This window comes from Mesorhizobium sp. WSM4844, from assembly GCF_055811775.1.
The window spans coordinates 146,496-162,550 of sequence record NZ_JBVVQB010000002.1 but is presented as its reverse complement, the minus strand read 5'-3'; the positions used below and the strand labels follow the sequence as shown (position 1 = coordinate 162,550).

General features: G+C 63.5%; 13 protein-coding genes. 6 read left to right on the top strand and 7 right to left on the bottom strand.

Annotated elements, in window-relative coordinates; translation table 11 throughout:
* Positions 1-50: 50 nt before the first annotated feature.
* The 3 genes from AC0L2A_RS02950 to htpX form a co-directional block, all read right to left on the bottom strand.
* On the bottom strand, positions 51-1,775 hold the full coding sequence (locus AC0L2A_RS02950; protein ID WP_473607425.1) for a heparinase II/III family protein: 1,725 nt from the start codon (positions 1,773-1,775) through the stop codon (positions 51-53).
* Between the two features lie 133 nt (positions 1,776-1,908).
* A complete protein-coding gene (locus AC0L2A_RS02945) occupies positions 1,909-3,309 on the bottom strand; it encodes an RsmB/NOP family class I SAM-dependent RNA methyltransferase (protein WP_473607424.1) in 1,401 nt (466 codons plus the stop codon).
* A complete protein-coding gene (htpX, locus tag AC0L2A_RS02940; protein WP_091592400.1) occupies positions 3,300-4,313 on the bottom strand; it encodes a zinc metalloprotease HtpX in 1,014 nt (337 codons plus the stop codon). The genes AC0L2A_RS02945 and htpX overlap by 10 nt, the downstream gene beginning before the upstream one ends.
* A gap of 123 nt (positions 4,314-4,436) precedes the next feature.
* Between htpX and AC0L2A_RS02935 the strand changes: the two genes are divergently transcribed.
* Complete coding sequence (locus AC0L2A_RS02935; RefSeq protein WP_287063409.1) at positions 4,437-4,676, top strand: DUF1674 domain-containing protein; 240 nt, start codon at positions 4,437-4,439, stop codon at positions 4,674-4,676.
* 180 nt (positions 4,677-4,856) lie between these two features.
* Here the strand turns inward: AC0L2A_RS02935 and AC0L2A_RS02930 are convergent, their stop codons facing one another.
* Positions 4,857-5,522, bottom strand: coding sequence for an HAD-IA family hydrolase (locus tag AC0L2A_RS02930; protein ID WP_128173621.1), 666 nt, complete (start codon positions 5,520-5,522; stop codon positions 4,857-4,859).
* Positions 5,523-5,694: 172 nt separating this feature from the next.
* Here AC0L2A_RS02930 and AC0L2A_RS02925 point away from each other — a divergent pair, with 172 nt between their 5' ends.
* From AC0L2A_RS02925 to AC0L2A_RS02915, 3 genes are all read left to right on the top strand, one after another.
* A complete protein-coding gene (locus AC0L2A_RS02925) occupies positions 5,695-6,564 on the top strand; it encodes a transglutaminase-like domain-containing protein (protein ID WP_128181402.1) in 870 nt (289 codons plus the stop codon).
* 340 nt (positions 6,565-6,904) lie between these two features.
* The gene (locus tag AC0L2A_RS02920; protein WP_473607423.1) at positions 6,905-8,266 is read left to right on the top strand and encodes a pilus assembly protein TadG-related protein; all 1,362 of its coding nucleotides are present in this window, start codon (positions 6,905-6,907) and stop codon (positions 8,264-8,266) included.
* A gap of 431 nt (positions 8,267-8,697) precedes the next feature.
* Complete coding sequence (locus tag AC0L2A_RS02915; RefSeq protein ID WP_023800100.1) at positions 8,698-9,966, top strand: SAM-dependent methyltransferase; 1,269 nt, start codon at positions 8,698-8,700, stop codon at positions 9,964-9,966.
* 60 nt (positions 9,967-10,026) lie between these two features.
* On the opposite strand, the gene acs is transcribed toward AC0L2A_RS02915, so the two are convergent.
* Positions 10,027-11,982: an acetate--CoA ligase gene (gene acs / locus AC0L2A_RS02910; protein WP_473607421.1), complete on the bottom strand. Its 1,956-nt coding sequence runs from the start codon at positions 11,980-11,982 to the stop codon at positions 10,027-10,029.
* 305 nt (positions 11,983-12,287) lie between these two features.
* Between acs and AC0L2A_RS02905 the strand changes: the two genes are divergently transcribed.
* On the top strand, positions 12,288-12,560 hold the full coding sequence (locus tag AC0L2A_RS02905) for an usg protein (protein ID WP_027154578.1): 273 nt from the start codon (positions 12,288-12,290) through the stop codon (positions 12,558-12,560).
* A gap of 150 nt (positions 12,561-12,710) precedes the next feature.
* Here AC0L2A_RS02905 and AC0L2A_RS02900 read toward each other — a convergent pair whose 3' ends face one another.
* Complete coding sequence (locus AC0L2A_RS02900; protein ID WP_473607420.1) at positions 12,711-13,745, bottom strand: aldo/keto reductase; 1,035 nt, start codon at positions 13,743-13,745, stop codon at positions 12,711-12,713.
* Between the two features lie 40 nt (positions 13,746-13,785).
* Positions 13,786-14,964, bottom strand: coding sequence for an MFS transporter (locus AC0L2A_RS02895; RefSeq protein WP_473607419.1), 1,179 nt, complete (start codon positions 14,962-14,964; stop codon positions 13,786-13,788).
* A gap of 137 nt (positions 14,965-15,101) precedes the next feature.
* On the opposite strand from AC0L2A_RS02895, the gene AC0L2A_RS02890 reads away from it, so the two are divergent.
* Complete coding sequence (locus AC0L2A_RS02890; RefSeq protein WP_473607417.1) at positions 15,102-16,010, top strand: LysR family transcriptional regulator; 909 nt, start codon at positions 15,102-15,104, stop codon at positions 16,008-16,010.
* Positions 16,011-16,055: the final 45 nt, after the last annotated feature.

Genomic DNA, 16,055 nt, shown 5'->3' with positions numbered 1-16,055 from the left:
CGCCGTAGCACATGAGGCCTGGAAATCAAACTGCGGGACTGACCGCAGTCTCAGCTTTTTGCCGGATGACCGGCGATGGCCGTCCGTGTCAGTTGCCAATGGACTTCGGAAATCTCTGACGCCTTGAAGGCCAGCACGATCTGCCGGCTGCGGCGCGGGCCGCCAAGACCGGCGAAATAAATGGATTCTTCGACCTCGGGCGCCACCTCGGTGCAGGTGAACACCCATGTGTCGGCTTCATCGGCGGTCAGCACCAGACGGTCGTGCTCGTCCTTGAGCAGGCCTATGTCGGGATGGATGTGGAAGCGCACGGTGACGAAATCGCGGCCGTTGTTGCGGATCGCAGCATTGCCCGGCCGCAGAAGGCGATCCCTGCCGGCGAGCACATTGCCGTTCGTCGACAATTTCAGTTCGCGCTCATGCAGCAAGCCGAAGCGCGCGACATAGCCGTCATGGCGAGCCAGAAAACCCTGTGTGCCTTGCTGGTCGGTGCGCTTGCAAGGCACATGCTGCGGGCCGCCGATCAGCGGCGTGCCGAGCAGATCGTTGACGCGCAGCGAGTGGCTGAAACGCGCTGACGAGGTGTCGTTGATGGTGGCTGTTGAATGGGCGGCTGTGGCGCGGGCAAGCGGCCGGAATTCGGCAGCGCCATAGGTGTCGACGCCGGCGTTGACAATATAGTGGCGGCGGCCGGAAGACAGCTCGAAGGAAAGGCATCCGGCGTGCGCCGCGTTGGAAACATCGATGCGCGGTGGCGGGCCGGTATCGGCGATCACGGTGACGCCGCCCATGGAGAGGCGCTCGTAGCCCGAATGCGGTGCGTGCAGCAACGGCGCGCCGGCGGTGTCGTCGTGGCGCAGAATGGTGGCGATGCGGTCGTGGATGGTCGCGCCCATGCCGTTGAAGCGGGCGAGGCTGCCGTCCTGGTGGCGAAAGAATCGCAGCGCCGGCAGCATGCGATCGATGGCGCCCATCAGCGCCGCCGGCGGCGTTTCGGCCTGATTGGCATAGGTCTGGCGCAGCGGCAGAAGGTCGGCGAGGATTTCAAGCACGGCCATCGGATTGCGGGAAATATGGCCGCCATCCGGCAGAATCTGACGGTCGAGCTCCTCGGCGAGGTTGCGGGTCGCGCCGCGCAGCGCCGACGCCGGCGCCGGTAGCGACAGAGCGGCAAAGGCAAGCGCGATGCGGGCGCGCAGCCTGTCCTTGCCGTCCGGCATCTCGCGTGCCATCGCCCTGAGATAGCGGATCTGCATGGCCAGCGATTTCAGGAAGGCCCGGTAGAAGGGAAATTCAGCACCCTGCAGCACCACCGAGGAATGCTGCAGCCAGGCAATGACGCGCTTGGCCGTCGTGCCGGGCTCCCAGGCGACACCGGAAATATTGCTGCCATGGATGGTGATCCAGTCGGAGACCAGCGCGCGGGCATTGGCGGCGGCAAGCTCGGTGCCGGCGGCGCGCATATGGCGCAGCCAGCGAAAGCCGTGCAGGGCCTTTCGCCAGCCGGGATTGGCCACCGCAATCTGGAAGGGCGACTTGCCGCCGGTCTCTACCAGATGTCCCGAGAGCGGATAGCGGCCATAATAAATCTCAAGCGCAATCTGCCGGTCGGCCAGGCGCAGGTCCGGCGGAGCGATCAACACGCGTTCCGGTGTGCGGCCGGAGTAGCGCCAGCGATGGATCGGCCCGCCACGCAGGCGCCGGCGCGTCTTGCGCCAGAACTCCTTCGCGACAAGCGTCCATAGACGTGTCGTGCTGCCGGCAGCGATCGCCAAAAGCCCTCCTCATAGCGCCCAATCCGAAGACAAGCTTATATGATTCAAGAACTTATGCGAAGGCGAATTCCACGGAGGCCTTGAAATTCAGCCTGTTTTCCGCAGGATTCTTCCTAAAACAGTCTTCAAATTTTCAGCGTTGGCCGGCCCTGCGCATGCGGGCGGCGAAGAAGCCATCCAGGCCGGACCGTTCCGGTGAGCCGAGCTCCAGATCTGCGGGCGTGGTGCGCAGCGTGCCCTGCGGCGTCAGGAACGGATCGATGCCGGCGATCTCGCCCGGGCGGAGCGGATCGTCGACAATGTCAGCCGTCCCGGCGAGGAAGGCGCGGTGAAGCGCCTCGCCTTCGAGCGGGTCGAGCGAGCAGTTGGAAAAGACGATGCGCCCGCCAGGCCTGACCAGGCTGACGGCGCGGGCGAGCAGCCTGCGTTGCAGATCGGCGAGTTTTTCGATGTCGGCCGCCGTCTTCGTCCAGGGCACGTCGGGATGCCGCCGCACCGTGCCGGTCGAGGAGCAGGGCGCGTCGAGGAGGACGGCGTCGAACAGTTGTTCCGGCTCGTATTTGAGCAGATCGGCCTGGACAACCTCTGCGGACAAACCGAGCCGTTCGAGATTTTGCGAGAGCCGCGCCAACCGGTTCTTCGAGGAATCGATCGCGGTGACCGTGGCGCCGCCGAGAATGAGCTGAGCGGTCTTGCCGCCGGGGGCGGCGCAGAGATCGGCGACGCGCAAACCCCTCACGTCGCCGAAAAGCCGGGCCGGAAGGCTGGCGGCGGCATCCTGGACCCACCAGGCGCCGTCTTCAAAGCCGGGCAGTTCAGTGACCGAGGCGCTGAGTTTCTCCACGCGCACAGTGCCGGTCGGCAGCACGATGCCGCCGAGCCGCTCGGCCCACAGCGCAGGATCGGTCTTGACCGTGAAGTCGACCGGCGCCTCGTATCTGTGGGCGGCGAGGATTTGCCTGGCTTTCTCAGTACCATAGGCGGCTTTCAGCCGGTCGGAAAACCATTTCGGCGCTTCGTCGGTGGCGGCAAGCGCTGCAGCCAGCTCGGCCTGCTTGGATCGCGCCAGCGTGCGCAGCACGCCATTGACGAGACCGGAGAAGCGCACCGTGCGCGGATCGGACTTGGCGTGGGTCACGGCAAGATCGACTGCGGCGCTGTCGGGAATATCGAGGAACAGGATCTGCGCCGCTGCTACATGCAGAATATGCGAAAGCGCGGTGGCGTTGGGTGGCAGCGGCTTTTCCAGGCGGCGGGCCAGCAACCCTGATATGGTCATGCGGAAGCGCAGCGCAGTGACCAGTATGGCGCGCACCAGCGCCCGGTCACGCAGGTCGAGCGCCTTGTATTGCGGATGGCCGTTCTCGTGGTCGGTCAGCCCGTCCAGCGGCGTCCTCGCATCGATGACGGCGGCCAGCAATCGTGCCGCGGCCTTGCGCGCGGCCAGGCCCGCAACAGGTTCGCCGGGGCTCGCTGCATTGTTTTCATGATCGCCTGAAATTCGGTGCCGGCGTTTCGCTTCGCTCACGACCACGGACCCTTGGGTCCGGTCGGATTGCGGCCCCAGGGATTGGACTTCGGCCTGGCCGGTTCAGCCGGCTGCTCAGCTTTCTCCCACGGGCCCGATGGCCGCTGTTCGTCTGCCTGCCGCGGCATCGGCGTTTGCGGCCGCGCGGAGGCGGATGCGCCACCGGCCATGTCCTGCGCCATCGCCTGCAGGGCGGCAATGCGGTTGTCGGTGCTCGGGTGGGTCGAAAACAGGCTGTCCATGCGCTCGCCGGAAAGAGGATTGATGATGAAGAGGTGGGCAGTTGCCGGATTGCGCTCGGCATCCGGGTTGCGGATGCGTTCGGCGCCGCGAGCGATCTTGTCAAGGGCCGAGGCAAGCCAGAGCGGCTGTCCACAGATTTCGGCGCCGCGCCGGTCGGCCTCGTATTCGCGGGTGCGGCTGACCGCCATCTGCACGATCATCGCGGCAAAGGGCGCCACGATCATCGCCACCAGCACACCGATAATGCCAAGGGAATTGTTGTTGTCGCGGTTGCCGCCGAAAAAGAAGGCGAAATTGCCGAGCATCGAGATCGCGCCGGCAAGCGTGGCGACGATCGTCATGGTCAGCGTGTCGCGGTGCTGCACATGGGCGAGCTCGTGCGCCATCACCGCCGCGACCTCTTCGTGCGACAGTTGCTGCAACAGTCCGGTGGTGGCGGCGACCGCGGCATTCTGCGGGTTGCGGCCGGTGGCGAAAGCGTTGGGCTGCGGGTTGTCGATCAGATAGGTTTTCGGCATCGGCAGGCCGGCCTGTCTGGCGAGGCTCTGCACGATGGCGTAATATTCCGGGGCGTTCCTTTCGTCGACCTCGACGGCGCGGTTCATCGACAGCACCATCTTGTCGGCGTTCCAATAGCTGAACAGGTTCATCGCGGCGGCAATAAGCAAGGCGATCACCATGCCGCCCGATCCGCCGATCAGATAGCCGACGCCCATGAACAGCGCGGTCATCGCTGCCAAAAGCATGGCGGTGCGAAGTGTGTTCATTGTCTGCTCCGTTTCTGCCGGCCTTTCGGAAAAAGGGTCGATCCTTGTCGGCTCATCGCTATATGATGGGAAACGTGTGGCCCTGTTTCAATTGGGGCCGGTTTCAATCGCCGGGAATATCGCATGATCGACGAAGCCAATATATCAGGCGAAACCAGCAATGCAGACGCCGGCCCCGGTCACGACGTGCCGCAAAGGACGCTGACACCGGCAGCCCGCCGCGCTTTGGCGGAAGCGGAAGCACGGCGCGAACACTATCGCCAGCAGGAAGCCGCGATGCCCCGGGAACTCGGCGGCCGTGGCGGCAGGGAACCCGGCCGCTATGGCGATTGGGAAGTGAAGGGCCTGACCAGCGATTTCTAAGGGCCAGCGATTTCTAAGGGTATGTCGATATTCAGGTGATGCCGGCCTGCGAACAGCGGATTCCTGCGCTTCTCACGGACCTGAAAGTCCGCTCCGTTCCGGTTCTCGGAACCCACCTAGTCTGGTCGCTTCGCGCCCGTCTTCGACTCCGGCTCGGCCTGACCTGAATCTCAACATACCCTAAGCCGCAGCGCGCTCCGCGCCGAGGACAATCCAGCCGCGGTCGTCGACGGTGACGCCGATCCCCTCATAACCGGCGATCGCAGCATGCGGCGTTTGCAACGGATGCTGGTGCGTGGCGCTGATCACCACGACGGTGGCTCCCGCGGCCTCGGCCGCCGCTATCCCGGCGGGCGCATCTTCGAAAACGAGGCAGTCGCGCGCGTCGACGCCCAGCCGCTCGGCCGCCAGCCGGAAGCAATCCGGCGCCGGCTTGCCGCGGGAAACGTCCTCGGCCGCGACAAGGGTGGCGGGAAGCGGGATGCCGGCGGCTGCGATGCGCAGCAGAGCCAGCTCGCGCGGCGCCGAAGTGACGATTGCCCAGCGCTCGGGTGGCAGCGACGCCAGAAACGCCGCGGCGCCGGCGATTGGAAGGATGCCGTCGATATCGGCCACCTCGGCCTGCAGAAGCGCATCGGCTTCACGCATCGGGTCAACGCCTGGAAGCGCCAGCCGAGCGATGGTCTCGATCGCCCGCACGCCGTGGATCGTTGGCAGGAATGCGGCAACGTCGAGATCTTGCCGGCGTGCCCAATCTGCCCAGACCCTTTCTGCCGCGGCAATCGAATTGACCACCGTGCCGTCCATATCGAACAGCAAGGCTGCGAATTTTCTGCCTGCGAACATCTGCTATCCCAAGTTGTTTCGGAAGGAACCAAAGCCTGTCGATCGACCGTAACGTCGCACCGGCGGCATGGGAAGGCACGAGATCGCCTTTTTCGACAGACCAGGGAACCACGGCCGGCCATCTCGCGTTAATCCAATCGTCTTCCACGACACTCACAAGAGGGGAACCGCAATGCTGATTCGGCTCGGCTACGAAATCGCCATTGACTGTGCTGAATCCACCCCGGTGATTTCGCTGCTCGAGATCCACAAGCAGCGCCAGGCCGACATCAAGCGGCAAACGCGCGTGCTGACCTCGCCTTCCGTCCCAACCAGGCTCTATCACGATCTTTATGGCAACACCTGCCGCCGCTTCACCGCGCCTGGCGGAGGCTTTCGCATTCTTTACGACGCAGTCGTCGAGGACAGCGGCGAGACCGACGAGGTCAACACGCTGGCCAGGGAAGTGCCGGTGGCGGAGTTGCCCGACGAGGTGCTCTGTTATCTGCTCGGCAGTCGCTATTGCGAAACCGATCATCTCAGCGATCTGGCCTGGCAGGTTTTCGGGCCTGTTCCATCCGGCTGGGCCCGGGTGCAGGCGATCGTCGACTATGTCCACAACCGTCTGTCGTTCGGCTACGGCTATGCGCGCCCGACCCGCACGGCGGCGCAGGCGCATGAGGAGCGCGTCGGCGTCTGCCGCGACTTCGCTCATCTGGCGATCACGCTCTGCCGCTGCATGAACATCCCAGCCCGCTACGTGAACGGTTATCTCGGCGACATCGGCGTGCCGGTCGACCCGGCACCGATGGATTTTTCGGCGTGGCTGGAAGTGTTCCTCGACGGCAAGTGGTACACGTTCGACCCCCGCCACAACATGCCGAGGATCGGCCGCGTCGTCATCGCGCGCGGTCGCGACGCGACCGACGTGCCGCTGCTGCACAGTTTCGGCCCGCACCGGCTCAGCCTGTTCAAGGTCTGGACCTACGAGCAGGAAAGCAATCTGTTCAACCCGCCCCATCGCGGCGTCGACAGGACGGCCAGCGCGCAGATGCTGGCATAGAAGCGCGCAAGCGCGAACGGCGCGTCCGGCTGTTACGATCACCCGGCTGTCCTACGGATATGATGCGCCTGATCCGCTTCGGCACAGACCCTCTGTGCCGGATCGGGATCGAGCTGTTGTGCTCCACGGCAGCGGTCGGGATCATGGTAAGCGCTTGGTAAACGAAACTGCCGCAGCGGCTTGTCGTTTACCGTCTATTTACCTTGCCGCATTTCGAAACTAAGCAAAAACAATGGTTTGACGATGAGCCGCCGGCTTTTGCTGCGATGACGACGCCGTCCGGCCGGAATCCTGCAATGCGGCCCTCACACGGCTCGAGTCGTGGCGAATGGAGGCGAGCATGCGGCGTTTTGGGGGTCTTGTTCACGCGATCGGCGGCTTTGCCGGAGATCGAAGCGGAAATTTAGCGGTTCTGTTCGGCATGGTCGCGTCGGTGCTGGCGCTTGGCGTCGGCTTTGCCGTCAATGTTTCGCAGCTCTACAACACCAAATCGAGCTTGCAAGGCGTGGTCGATGCGGCGGTGACCTCGACGGCACGCGACCTGACCACCGGCGTCATCAACGAGGCCGACGCCAACAAGTCGGTGCAGGCGTTTCTCGATGCCAACAGCCGAGCGGGCATGCTGCAGACTGATCGGATCGTCCTGGACACATTGACCATCGACAAAATCGCCAAGACGGTTCAGGCGGAGATCCATGTCGATCTTGGCCTCTATTTTCCAATCTTCGGCATGGGCGACATGAAGCGCATTGCCGCATCGACGACGGCAGTCTATTCGGACAAGACGATCGAAGTGGCGATGATGCTCGACGTCACAGGTTCAATGGCCGGCCAGAAAATAATCGACCTGAGGACGGCCGCAGCGAACGCGGTCGACAGCTTCCTGGGCGGTCAGGACCCCGCCAACCCCCGAGTGCGAGTCTCCATCGTGCCCTACGCCAACTCGGTGAATGCCGGCGCGCTTGCCGGCAGCAGCGTCTACGTCGAAGCCTCGACCAGCCAGCGCAAGCAGGCGCCCGGCAATGGCGCTATACAGTATGTCTCCGGCTTAACGCGTCCGGACAATTGCGCCACCGAGCGCAAGGGCACCTATCAATATTCGGATGTAGGTCCCGACATCAGCATGATCAATCGCGATTACCTGTTGTCGTTCTTCGCCTGGCCGACCGGCACGGCTGCCTGCCCGGTCGCCGCGTTGAAGCCGCTGACGGCGGACGCCGTGGCGCTCAAGAACGTCATCAAGAACTTTGTCGCATCGGGCGGCACCGCGGGCCATATCGGCGTGCAGTGGACCTGGTACATGCTTTCGGAAAACTGGGGCAGTGTGATGAACGCGTCGCAGCGGCCGGCCAAGGCGGATCCGAAAAAGGTCGCCAAAATCGCGATCCTGATGACCGACGGCGAGTTCAACCTGTCCTATTTCGATGCCAGCACTGTCGGTGAGGTCTACAATGATGCCGGCAAGGAACCGACCCGCACGGCAGCCAAGACGCTCTGTACCGCCATGCGCGACAAGGGCATCGAAATCTTCACCATCGGTTTCGATCTCAACGAGGAGAATGCCCAGGCGACACTGCAGAATTGCGCGAGCCCGGATACCGGCAAGATCAAGCACTTCTATCAGGCCGCGAACGGGACGGAACTCAACCAGGCTTTCCAGGACATAGCGCGCAACATCGAAAGCCTGGCATTGACCAAATAGAGGGCATTGACCCGGCAGGATCCGGACAAGGAAAAGGCCGCCGCTTCTTTCGAAGCCGGCGGCCTTCCGTGTTTCCGTCCATGGCGCGGCTCATGGCAGCGACGTGACTTAAAGTGCTGGAGCGTCCTTTGCGCATCCAAAGGACGCGCGGCGCTCCAAGCGTCGCCAGCCGCGCATCTCGCGCCTTAACGGGAAGACTGCTTCCCGAAAGTGCAATCCGCTGAGGCCACGTTCTGGAAAACGAAATCACTCGACATCGGATCACCTCCTTTCGATTTGTTGAACACGCCCTCATGATGGGGTGTCGATCTGCAAATGGCAAGGCGCCATCGTGAAAATGCGGTGGGGGCTTGCCGCTAACTGCTTGCGACTATCCGATCGGACAGGCAATGTCGCTGCCGGACCGCCAAGGGCTGAGCAGGAGGAACGAAATGGAGGCAGCCGAGAGAGCCGCACGGATCGTTCGAACGGTTATCGAGACGTTGAAGCCGGGTTTCGCGGTCAAGCTGTGGAACGGCGAGCGGATCGGCCCCGCCACCGGCCCCGTGGTCACCATCAACGACCAGGACATCGTCTGGCAGGTGATGCGGCGGCCCAACCTCTCGACGCTGATCGAAATGTGGATTTCCAAGACCATCGACGTGGAAGACGGGTCGCTGTTCGATTTCTACGCTCTGCCTGCGCAGGGCAAGCTCAGGGCGAAGCTCAAGTCGTTGCCCAAGCTCGCGGTCCTGCGCGACCTGCCAGCCGTGCTGTTTTCGCGAAAACAGATGACGGCGCGGACCGACCTTTCCGGGCGCAACCCCTTCGTCAGCGGATCGAACAGGCAGGCAATCCAGCACCACTACGACATTTCGAACGCCTTCTACCGGCTCTTCCTCGACGAACGCATGGTCTATAGCTGCGGCTATTTCACCGATTTCGCCAATGGCATCGACCAGGCGCAGAAGGACAAGCTCGATCATATCTGCCGCAAGCTGCGGCTGAAGCCCGGCGAAAGGCTGCTCGACATCGGCTGCGGCTGGGGAGCCATGCTCATCCATGCCGCGAAAAATTACGGCGTCGTCGGCCATGGCGTCTCGCTGTCGGAAGCCCAGACCCAGCTCGCCCGCGAGCGCATCCGTGCTGAGGGACTGGAGGATCGCATCACCATCGAGATAAAGTCCTATGCCGAGCTGTCCGGCTCCTTCGACAAGATCTCGTCGATCGGCATGTTCGAGCATCTGGGGCTGGCCAACCACGCCGCCTATTTCTCGACCATTCGTCGCCTGCTCAAGCCGGGCGGCATCTATCTGCATCACGCCATCACCCGGCGCGACAAGGGTAGCATCAAGAAGACCTTGCGCAAGGGCCCGGAATTCAAAGCGCTGATCAAATACATCTTTCCCGGCGGCGAACTCGACACGATCGGCATGACGCTCGGCAATCTCGAAGCGCACGGCTTTCTTGTCTACGATGTCGAGAATTTGCGCGAGCACTACGCCCGCACCTGCCGTCTGTGGGCCGAGCGCCTCCACGCACGCTTCGATGAAGCGATCGCCGAGGTCGGCGAAGCCAAGGCGCGCCTCTGGCTGCTTTATCTCACCGGCTGTTCGATCACTTTCGAACGCGCCTCGGCGCAGATTTTCCAGACCGTCGTCACCAAGCGCGCGCGGGGCCCGAGCGGACTGCCGCCGACGCGGGCGGACCTTTATCGGTAGAGCGGGGAGCGAGCCGATCTCATCCGATCGGGTTTCCGCCGAACGTCGACCGGATGTTTCTTATGCCCGCTTGTTCTGCCGGTTGGCGATGAGGTCGTCGACGACCGCCGGGTCGGCCAGCGTCGAGGTATCGCCGAGCGCGGCAAAATCGTCCTCGGCGATCTTGCGCAGGATGCGACGCATAATCTTGCCCGAGCGGGTTTTCGGCAGGCCCGGAGCGAACTGAATCTTGTCGGGCGTGGCGATGGCGCCGATGTCCTTGCGGACGTGGGCGACAAGTTCCTTGCGCAACTCCTCGTTCGGCTTCTCGCCAGCCATCAATGTGACGTAGCAGTAGATGCCCTGGCCCTTGATGTCGTGGGGGTAGCCGACGACGGCGGCTTCGGAGACTTTCTCGTGCGAAACCAGCGCGGATTCGACCTCGGCCGTGCCCATGCGGTGGCCGGAGACGTTGATGACGTCGTCGACGCGGCCGGTGATCCAGTAGTAGCCGTCGGCGTCGCGGCGGCAGCCGTCGCCGGTAAAATACTTGCCCTTGTAAGTCGAAAAATAGGTCTGCACGAAGCGCTCGTGATCGCCATAGACGGTACGCATCTGGCCCGGCCACGAATCGGCGATGCAGAGATTGCCGCTGGCAACGCCTTCCAGCACCTTGCCGTCGCCGTCGACCAGTTGCGGCTTGACGCCGAAGAACGGCTGCGTCGCGGAACCTGCCTTGAGCGGGGTGGCGCCGGGCAGCGGCGTGATCAGGATGCCGCCGGTCTCGGTCTGCCACCAGGTGTCGACAATCGGCACCTTGCCGTTGCCGACGACATCGAAATACCACTCCCAGGCTTCCGGGTTGATCGGCTCGCCGACCGTGCCGAGCACGCGCAGCGATTTGCGCGAGGTTTTGGTGACATGGGCGTCGCCGGCACCCATCAGCGCGCGCAAAGCCGTCGGCGCGGTGTAGAAGATGTTGACCTTGTGCTTGTCGATGACCTCCCAGAAGCGGGATTGCGACGGATAGTTCGGCACGCCTTCGAACATCAGCGTGGTGGCGCCGTTGGCGAGCGGCCCGTAGACGATATAGCTGTGGCCGGTGACCCAGCCGACATCGGCGGTGCACCAGTAGATGTCGCCGTCGTGGTAGTCGAAGACATATTGGTGGGTCATCGAGACATAGACGAGATAGCCGGCGGTGGTGTGCAGCACGCCCTTCGGCTTGCCCGTCGAGCCCGATGTGTAAAGGATGAACAGCGGGTCCTCTGCCTTCATCTTCTCCGGCTTGCATTCCGCCTTAACCGTCGCGATCTCGTCATGGTACCAGACGTCGCGTCCGGCCACCCAGCCGGTCTTGCCGCCGGTGCGGCGCACGACGACGACCTTTTCGACTTTCGTTCCGGCCTTGGCGGCGATCTCGATCGCCTTGTCGGTGTTGTCCTTCAACGGGATCGGCTTGCCGCCGCGCAGGCCCTCGTCGGCGGTGATGACGAAGCTTGATTTGCAGTCGTCGATGCGGCCGGCCAGCGCGTCCGGTGAGAAGCCGCCGAAGACCACCGAATGGATGGCGCCGATGCGTGTGCAGGCAAGCATCGCATAGGCGGCTTCCGGGATCATCGGCATGTAGATGGTGACGCGGTCGCCTTTCCTGACGCCGTGCTTCTTCATCACATTGGCGAGCCGGCAGACATGCGCGTAGAGCTCGTTATAGGTGATCTTCCTGTCATCGTAGGGATTGTCGCCTTCCCAGATGATGGCGGTCTGGTCGCCGCGCTTCTTCAGATGCCGGTCGATGCAGTTCCAGGAAACATTGGTCTGGCCGTCCTCGAACCATTTGATCGAGACCTTGCCGTCGAAGGAGGTGTTCTTGACCTTGCTGTAGGGCTTGAACCAGTCGATGCGCTTGCCGTGCTTGCCCCAGAACTTGTCCGGGTTCTTCACGCTGTCGGCGTACCATTTCAAATAGGTGTCATTGTCGATCAGTGCGTTCTTCTTCCACGCCGGCTGGACGCGATGGACATGAACATCGGACATATCTTTGCCTTCCTCCCGAAAGGCCGCCCGGCTTGCTCGCCGAGCGGCATCGCGGCGAAGCGGCCGCGAATTCGCGCGCATTATTAACAGTTCCGCGGTGACGGCAACATTAGACGTTGGATTCGCGCGGCGGGATGCCGCAGAGGTCGTTTTCGCCACTATCAGCACTCGACCACGATCGCTGCTAACTGCATGTTTTTGTGTCGTAAATCCGGCCTTTAACTACGAAATATCAATAGACGATTAAGCAAATAGCGCGCACAATTTCAAATTGGGAGGAAAGGAGAATCAACCAGGGGACCGCGATGCGCGACCATTCCGAAATGGACCTGATGCTCAAGGGCTACGGCTTGACCACGGCCAAGATCCTTTATCATTTTCCCGATCACCCGCATCTGCTGCAGAGCTTCATCTGGCAGGACTACGACATCGCTCCGAAATTTCCGGTGCTGATCCGGTTCATCGAATTCTGGCAGACCAAGCTCGATGGTCCGCTGCATTCGGTGAGCTATACGCACCAGAAGCTGATCGCGCCCAATGAGTGGCGGAAGCTCGATGGCGAGTTCGTGCTGCATTAGGGCAACGGCGCAGGATGTTCTGGCGGGTTGCTTGCATGATGGATTCCGCATGCCTTGGTGATTGGCGGAAACATCTCGGAGCTTCGGTTGGGGAGGCTTCGGCTAGTCCCGAATGTTTATGATGGTTACCCGAACGAACGATCGCGACTCTCAGACCGCAGGCGGGCTCAGCCGGGCAAAACCCTCCTGCCGGCGATACGGAAAATACGGATAGGCTGCGGTCACCGCGCTTGCTGCGTCGAGCTTCTTGATCTGGTCTGATGTCAATGACCAACCGACGGCACCAAGATTCTGGCGCAGCTGTTCCTCGGTGCGCGCGCCGATAATGACGGAGGCGACTGTCGGCCGCTGCAGCAACCAGTTGATGGCGATCTGCGGCACGGTCTTGCCGGTTTCCCTGGCCACGGCTTCGAGCGCATCGACAACCCTGTAGAGCAACTCGTCTTCGACCGGCGGCCCGAAACTTGCGGTGTCGTGCAGCCGGCTTTTTTCCGGCAGTGGCTCGCCGCGGCGGATCTTGCCGGTCAGGCGGCCCCAGCCGAGCGGGCTCCACACCAGCGCGCCAACGCCCTGGTCGAGGCCGAGCGGCATCAACTCCCATTCATAGTCGCGGCCGACCAGCGAATAGTAGACCTGATGGGCGACGTAGCGCGGGTAGCCGTGCTTGTCCGCCAGGCCGAGCGATTTCATCAGTTGCCAGCCGGAAAAGTTGGAGACGCCGACATAGCGCAGCTTGCCGGCGCGCACGAGACTGTCCAGCGTCGACAGCACCTCCTCGATCGGTGTTGCGGCGTCGAAAGCATGCAGCTGCAGCAGGTCGATGTAATCGGTGCCGAGACGCTTGAGCGCGTCCTCGACCGCGTTGATGAGGCGCGAACGGGAGGACCCGGCATCATTGGGTCCGTCGCCCATCGGCAGCGAGGTCTTGGTCGAAATCAGCACGGCATCGCGGCGGCCCTTGACGGCTGCGCCGAGCACTTCCTCGGAGGCGCCGTTCGAATAGACGTCGGCGGTGTCGAACAGGTTGACGCCGGCCTCCAGGCAGATGTCGACCAGCCGCCGCGCTTCCGTCGCATCGCTGTTGCCCCAGGCGCCGAACAGCGGCCCCGAGCCGCCAAAGGTTCCAGCGCCGAACGAGAGCGCCGGAACCTTCAGGCCCGAGGCGCCAAGACGTCGATAATCCATCTTTTTCTCCTGTGATGTCTAAGGTGGTTTCGTCGGGTTGCTACGAGCGGGCAGATGCCGGCTCGCCAAGCGTCGGGCGATCGAGGCGCAGCGCCAGCCACGCCACGGCGAGCGCCGAGAGCGGCAGCAGGGCGGCGACCCAGGTGATGGCGCCAAGGCCGGGGCCATGCGCGATGACCATGCCGCCGAGCCAGGCGCCGGCGGCGTTGCCGAGGTTGAAGGCGGCGATGTTGAAGGACGAGGCGAGGCTCTGGCCGGCGCCTTCAGCCTTTTCCAGCACCCACATCTGCAGCGGCGCTACGGTGGCGAAGGCGGCGGCGCCGAGCAGGCCGACATGGATGACAGCCATCGCCCGGCTGTGCAGGGCGAAGGTCATCGTTCCGAGCACCAGCGCCAGCACAACGAGACTGCCGAGGACGGAAGGAACCAGCCAGCGGTCGGCGAACTTGCCGCCGGCGAGATTGCCGGCGATGAGGCCGCCGCCGAAAACAAGCAGGATCGGCGACACCGCCGCTTCCGCAAAACCGGTGATCTCGGTCAGCAGGGGGGCGATATAGGTGAAGACGGCGAAGACGCCGGCATAGCCCAGCACGGTGACGGCGAAGCCAAGCAGAACCGGAGCGCGGCCGAGCACGGCGAGATCGCCGCGCAGGTCGCTCCTCTCCAGCGCTGCCGGGCTGCGCGGCACCAGCAGGAGAATGATGGCGAAGGCGACGATGCCGACCAGGGTTACAGCCCAGAAGGTCGCCCGCCAGCCGAAGGCCTGGCCGAGCCAGGTGCCGAAGGGCACGCCGAGGATGTTGGCGATGGTCAGGCCGGTGAACATCAGGGCGATCGCCGAGGCCTTCCTGTTGGGAGCGACCAGCCCGGTCGCAACCACCGCACCAACGCCGAAGAAGGTGCCGTGGGCGAAGGCGGTGAGCACGCGGGCAGCCATCAGCGTCCAGTAGTCGGGGGCCAGCGCGCAGGCGAGGTTGCCCAGCGTGAAGACCGCCATCAGCGCCAGAAGCACGGTCTTGCGCGGCCAGCGGCCGGTGGCGATCGTCAGCAGCGGCGCGCCGATGACGACGCCCAGCGCATAGCCGGAGATCAACTGGCCGGCGACCGAGATCGAGACGCCGAGATCGGTGCTGACGTCGAGCAGCAGGCCCATAATGACGAATTCGGTGACACCGATGCCGAACGCACCGGCGGCGAGAGCATAAAGTGCAAGAGGCATTGCGGTTCCCACTCCGATGACAGCAGTTTTGACGACAGGACGCCGTGTCCTCCTGCGCCCCGACCCGGAAGATCGTGTTGCCATGTGCTGTGAACCAGACTTGCGTCGGGCACATTGTCTGTGAAATAGATTCACGAATGGCGAGGCCCGACATCAACCGCTCCGGCGAGATCGAAGTGTTTGTCCGTGTCGTCGAAGCGGGCAGTTTTTCGGCTGCGGCGCGGATGCTGCGGATGACGCCGTCGGCGGTGAGCAAGCTGATTGCGCGGCTTGAGGCCCGGCTTGGCGCGCGGCTGATCAGCCGTTCGACTCGCAAGCTCCAACTGACACCGGAGGGAGCGGCCTTCTTCGACAGCGGCATGCGCATCCTGGCCGACATGGCGGCAGCCGAGCGCGAGGCGGCGGCTGGTGCTGCGCCGCGCGGCCGGCTGCGGGTCAACAGCTACGTGCCGTTCGGGCAGCACCGTCTGATCCCGCTGTTGCCGCGCTTTCTCGAACGCTATCCGGAAATCGCCATCGATCTGGTTTTGACCGACAATGTCATCGACCTGATGGAGGAGCGCGCCGATGTCGCCATCCGCGCCGGGCCGCTCGGCGAATCACGTTTGGTGGCGCGCAAGCTCGGACAGAGCCGGCTGGTCGTCGTCGCCGCGCCATCGTACATCAGGACGCATGGCGCGCTCCAAACGCCGGCCGATCTCGATCACCACAACCGGATGGGCTTCTGCTTCATGCGCCATGTCGACGGTTGGCCCTTCGTCGGTTCGGCCGGCGAGACCCTCATCGTCCCGATCACCGGAAACGCGCTGGTCAGCGACGGCGAGGCGATGCGACTGATGGCGCTTTCGGGCACTGGGATCGCCCGGCTGGCGTGCTGGCATGTGGAGCCCGACATCGCCGCCGGCCGGCTGGTCCCGCTTCTGGAGGACTTCAACCCCGGCGACGAGGAGCTTACCCACGCTGTTTACGTCGGCCAGGGCAAACATTTGCCGGCCCGAGTGCGGGCCTTTCTCGACTTTCTGGTCGAGACGGTCCGGCTGAGCTGAGCCCAAGAAAGATCGGGAGCCCGCCGGCTCCCGAAATCGAAGATG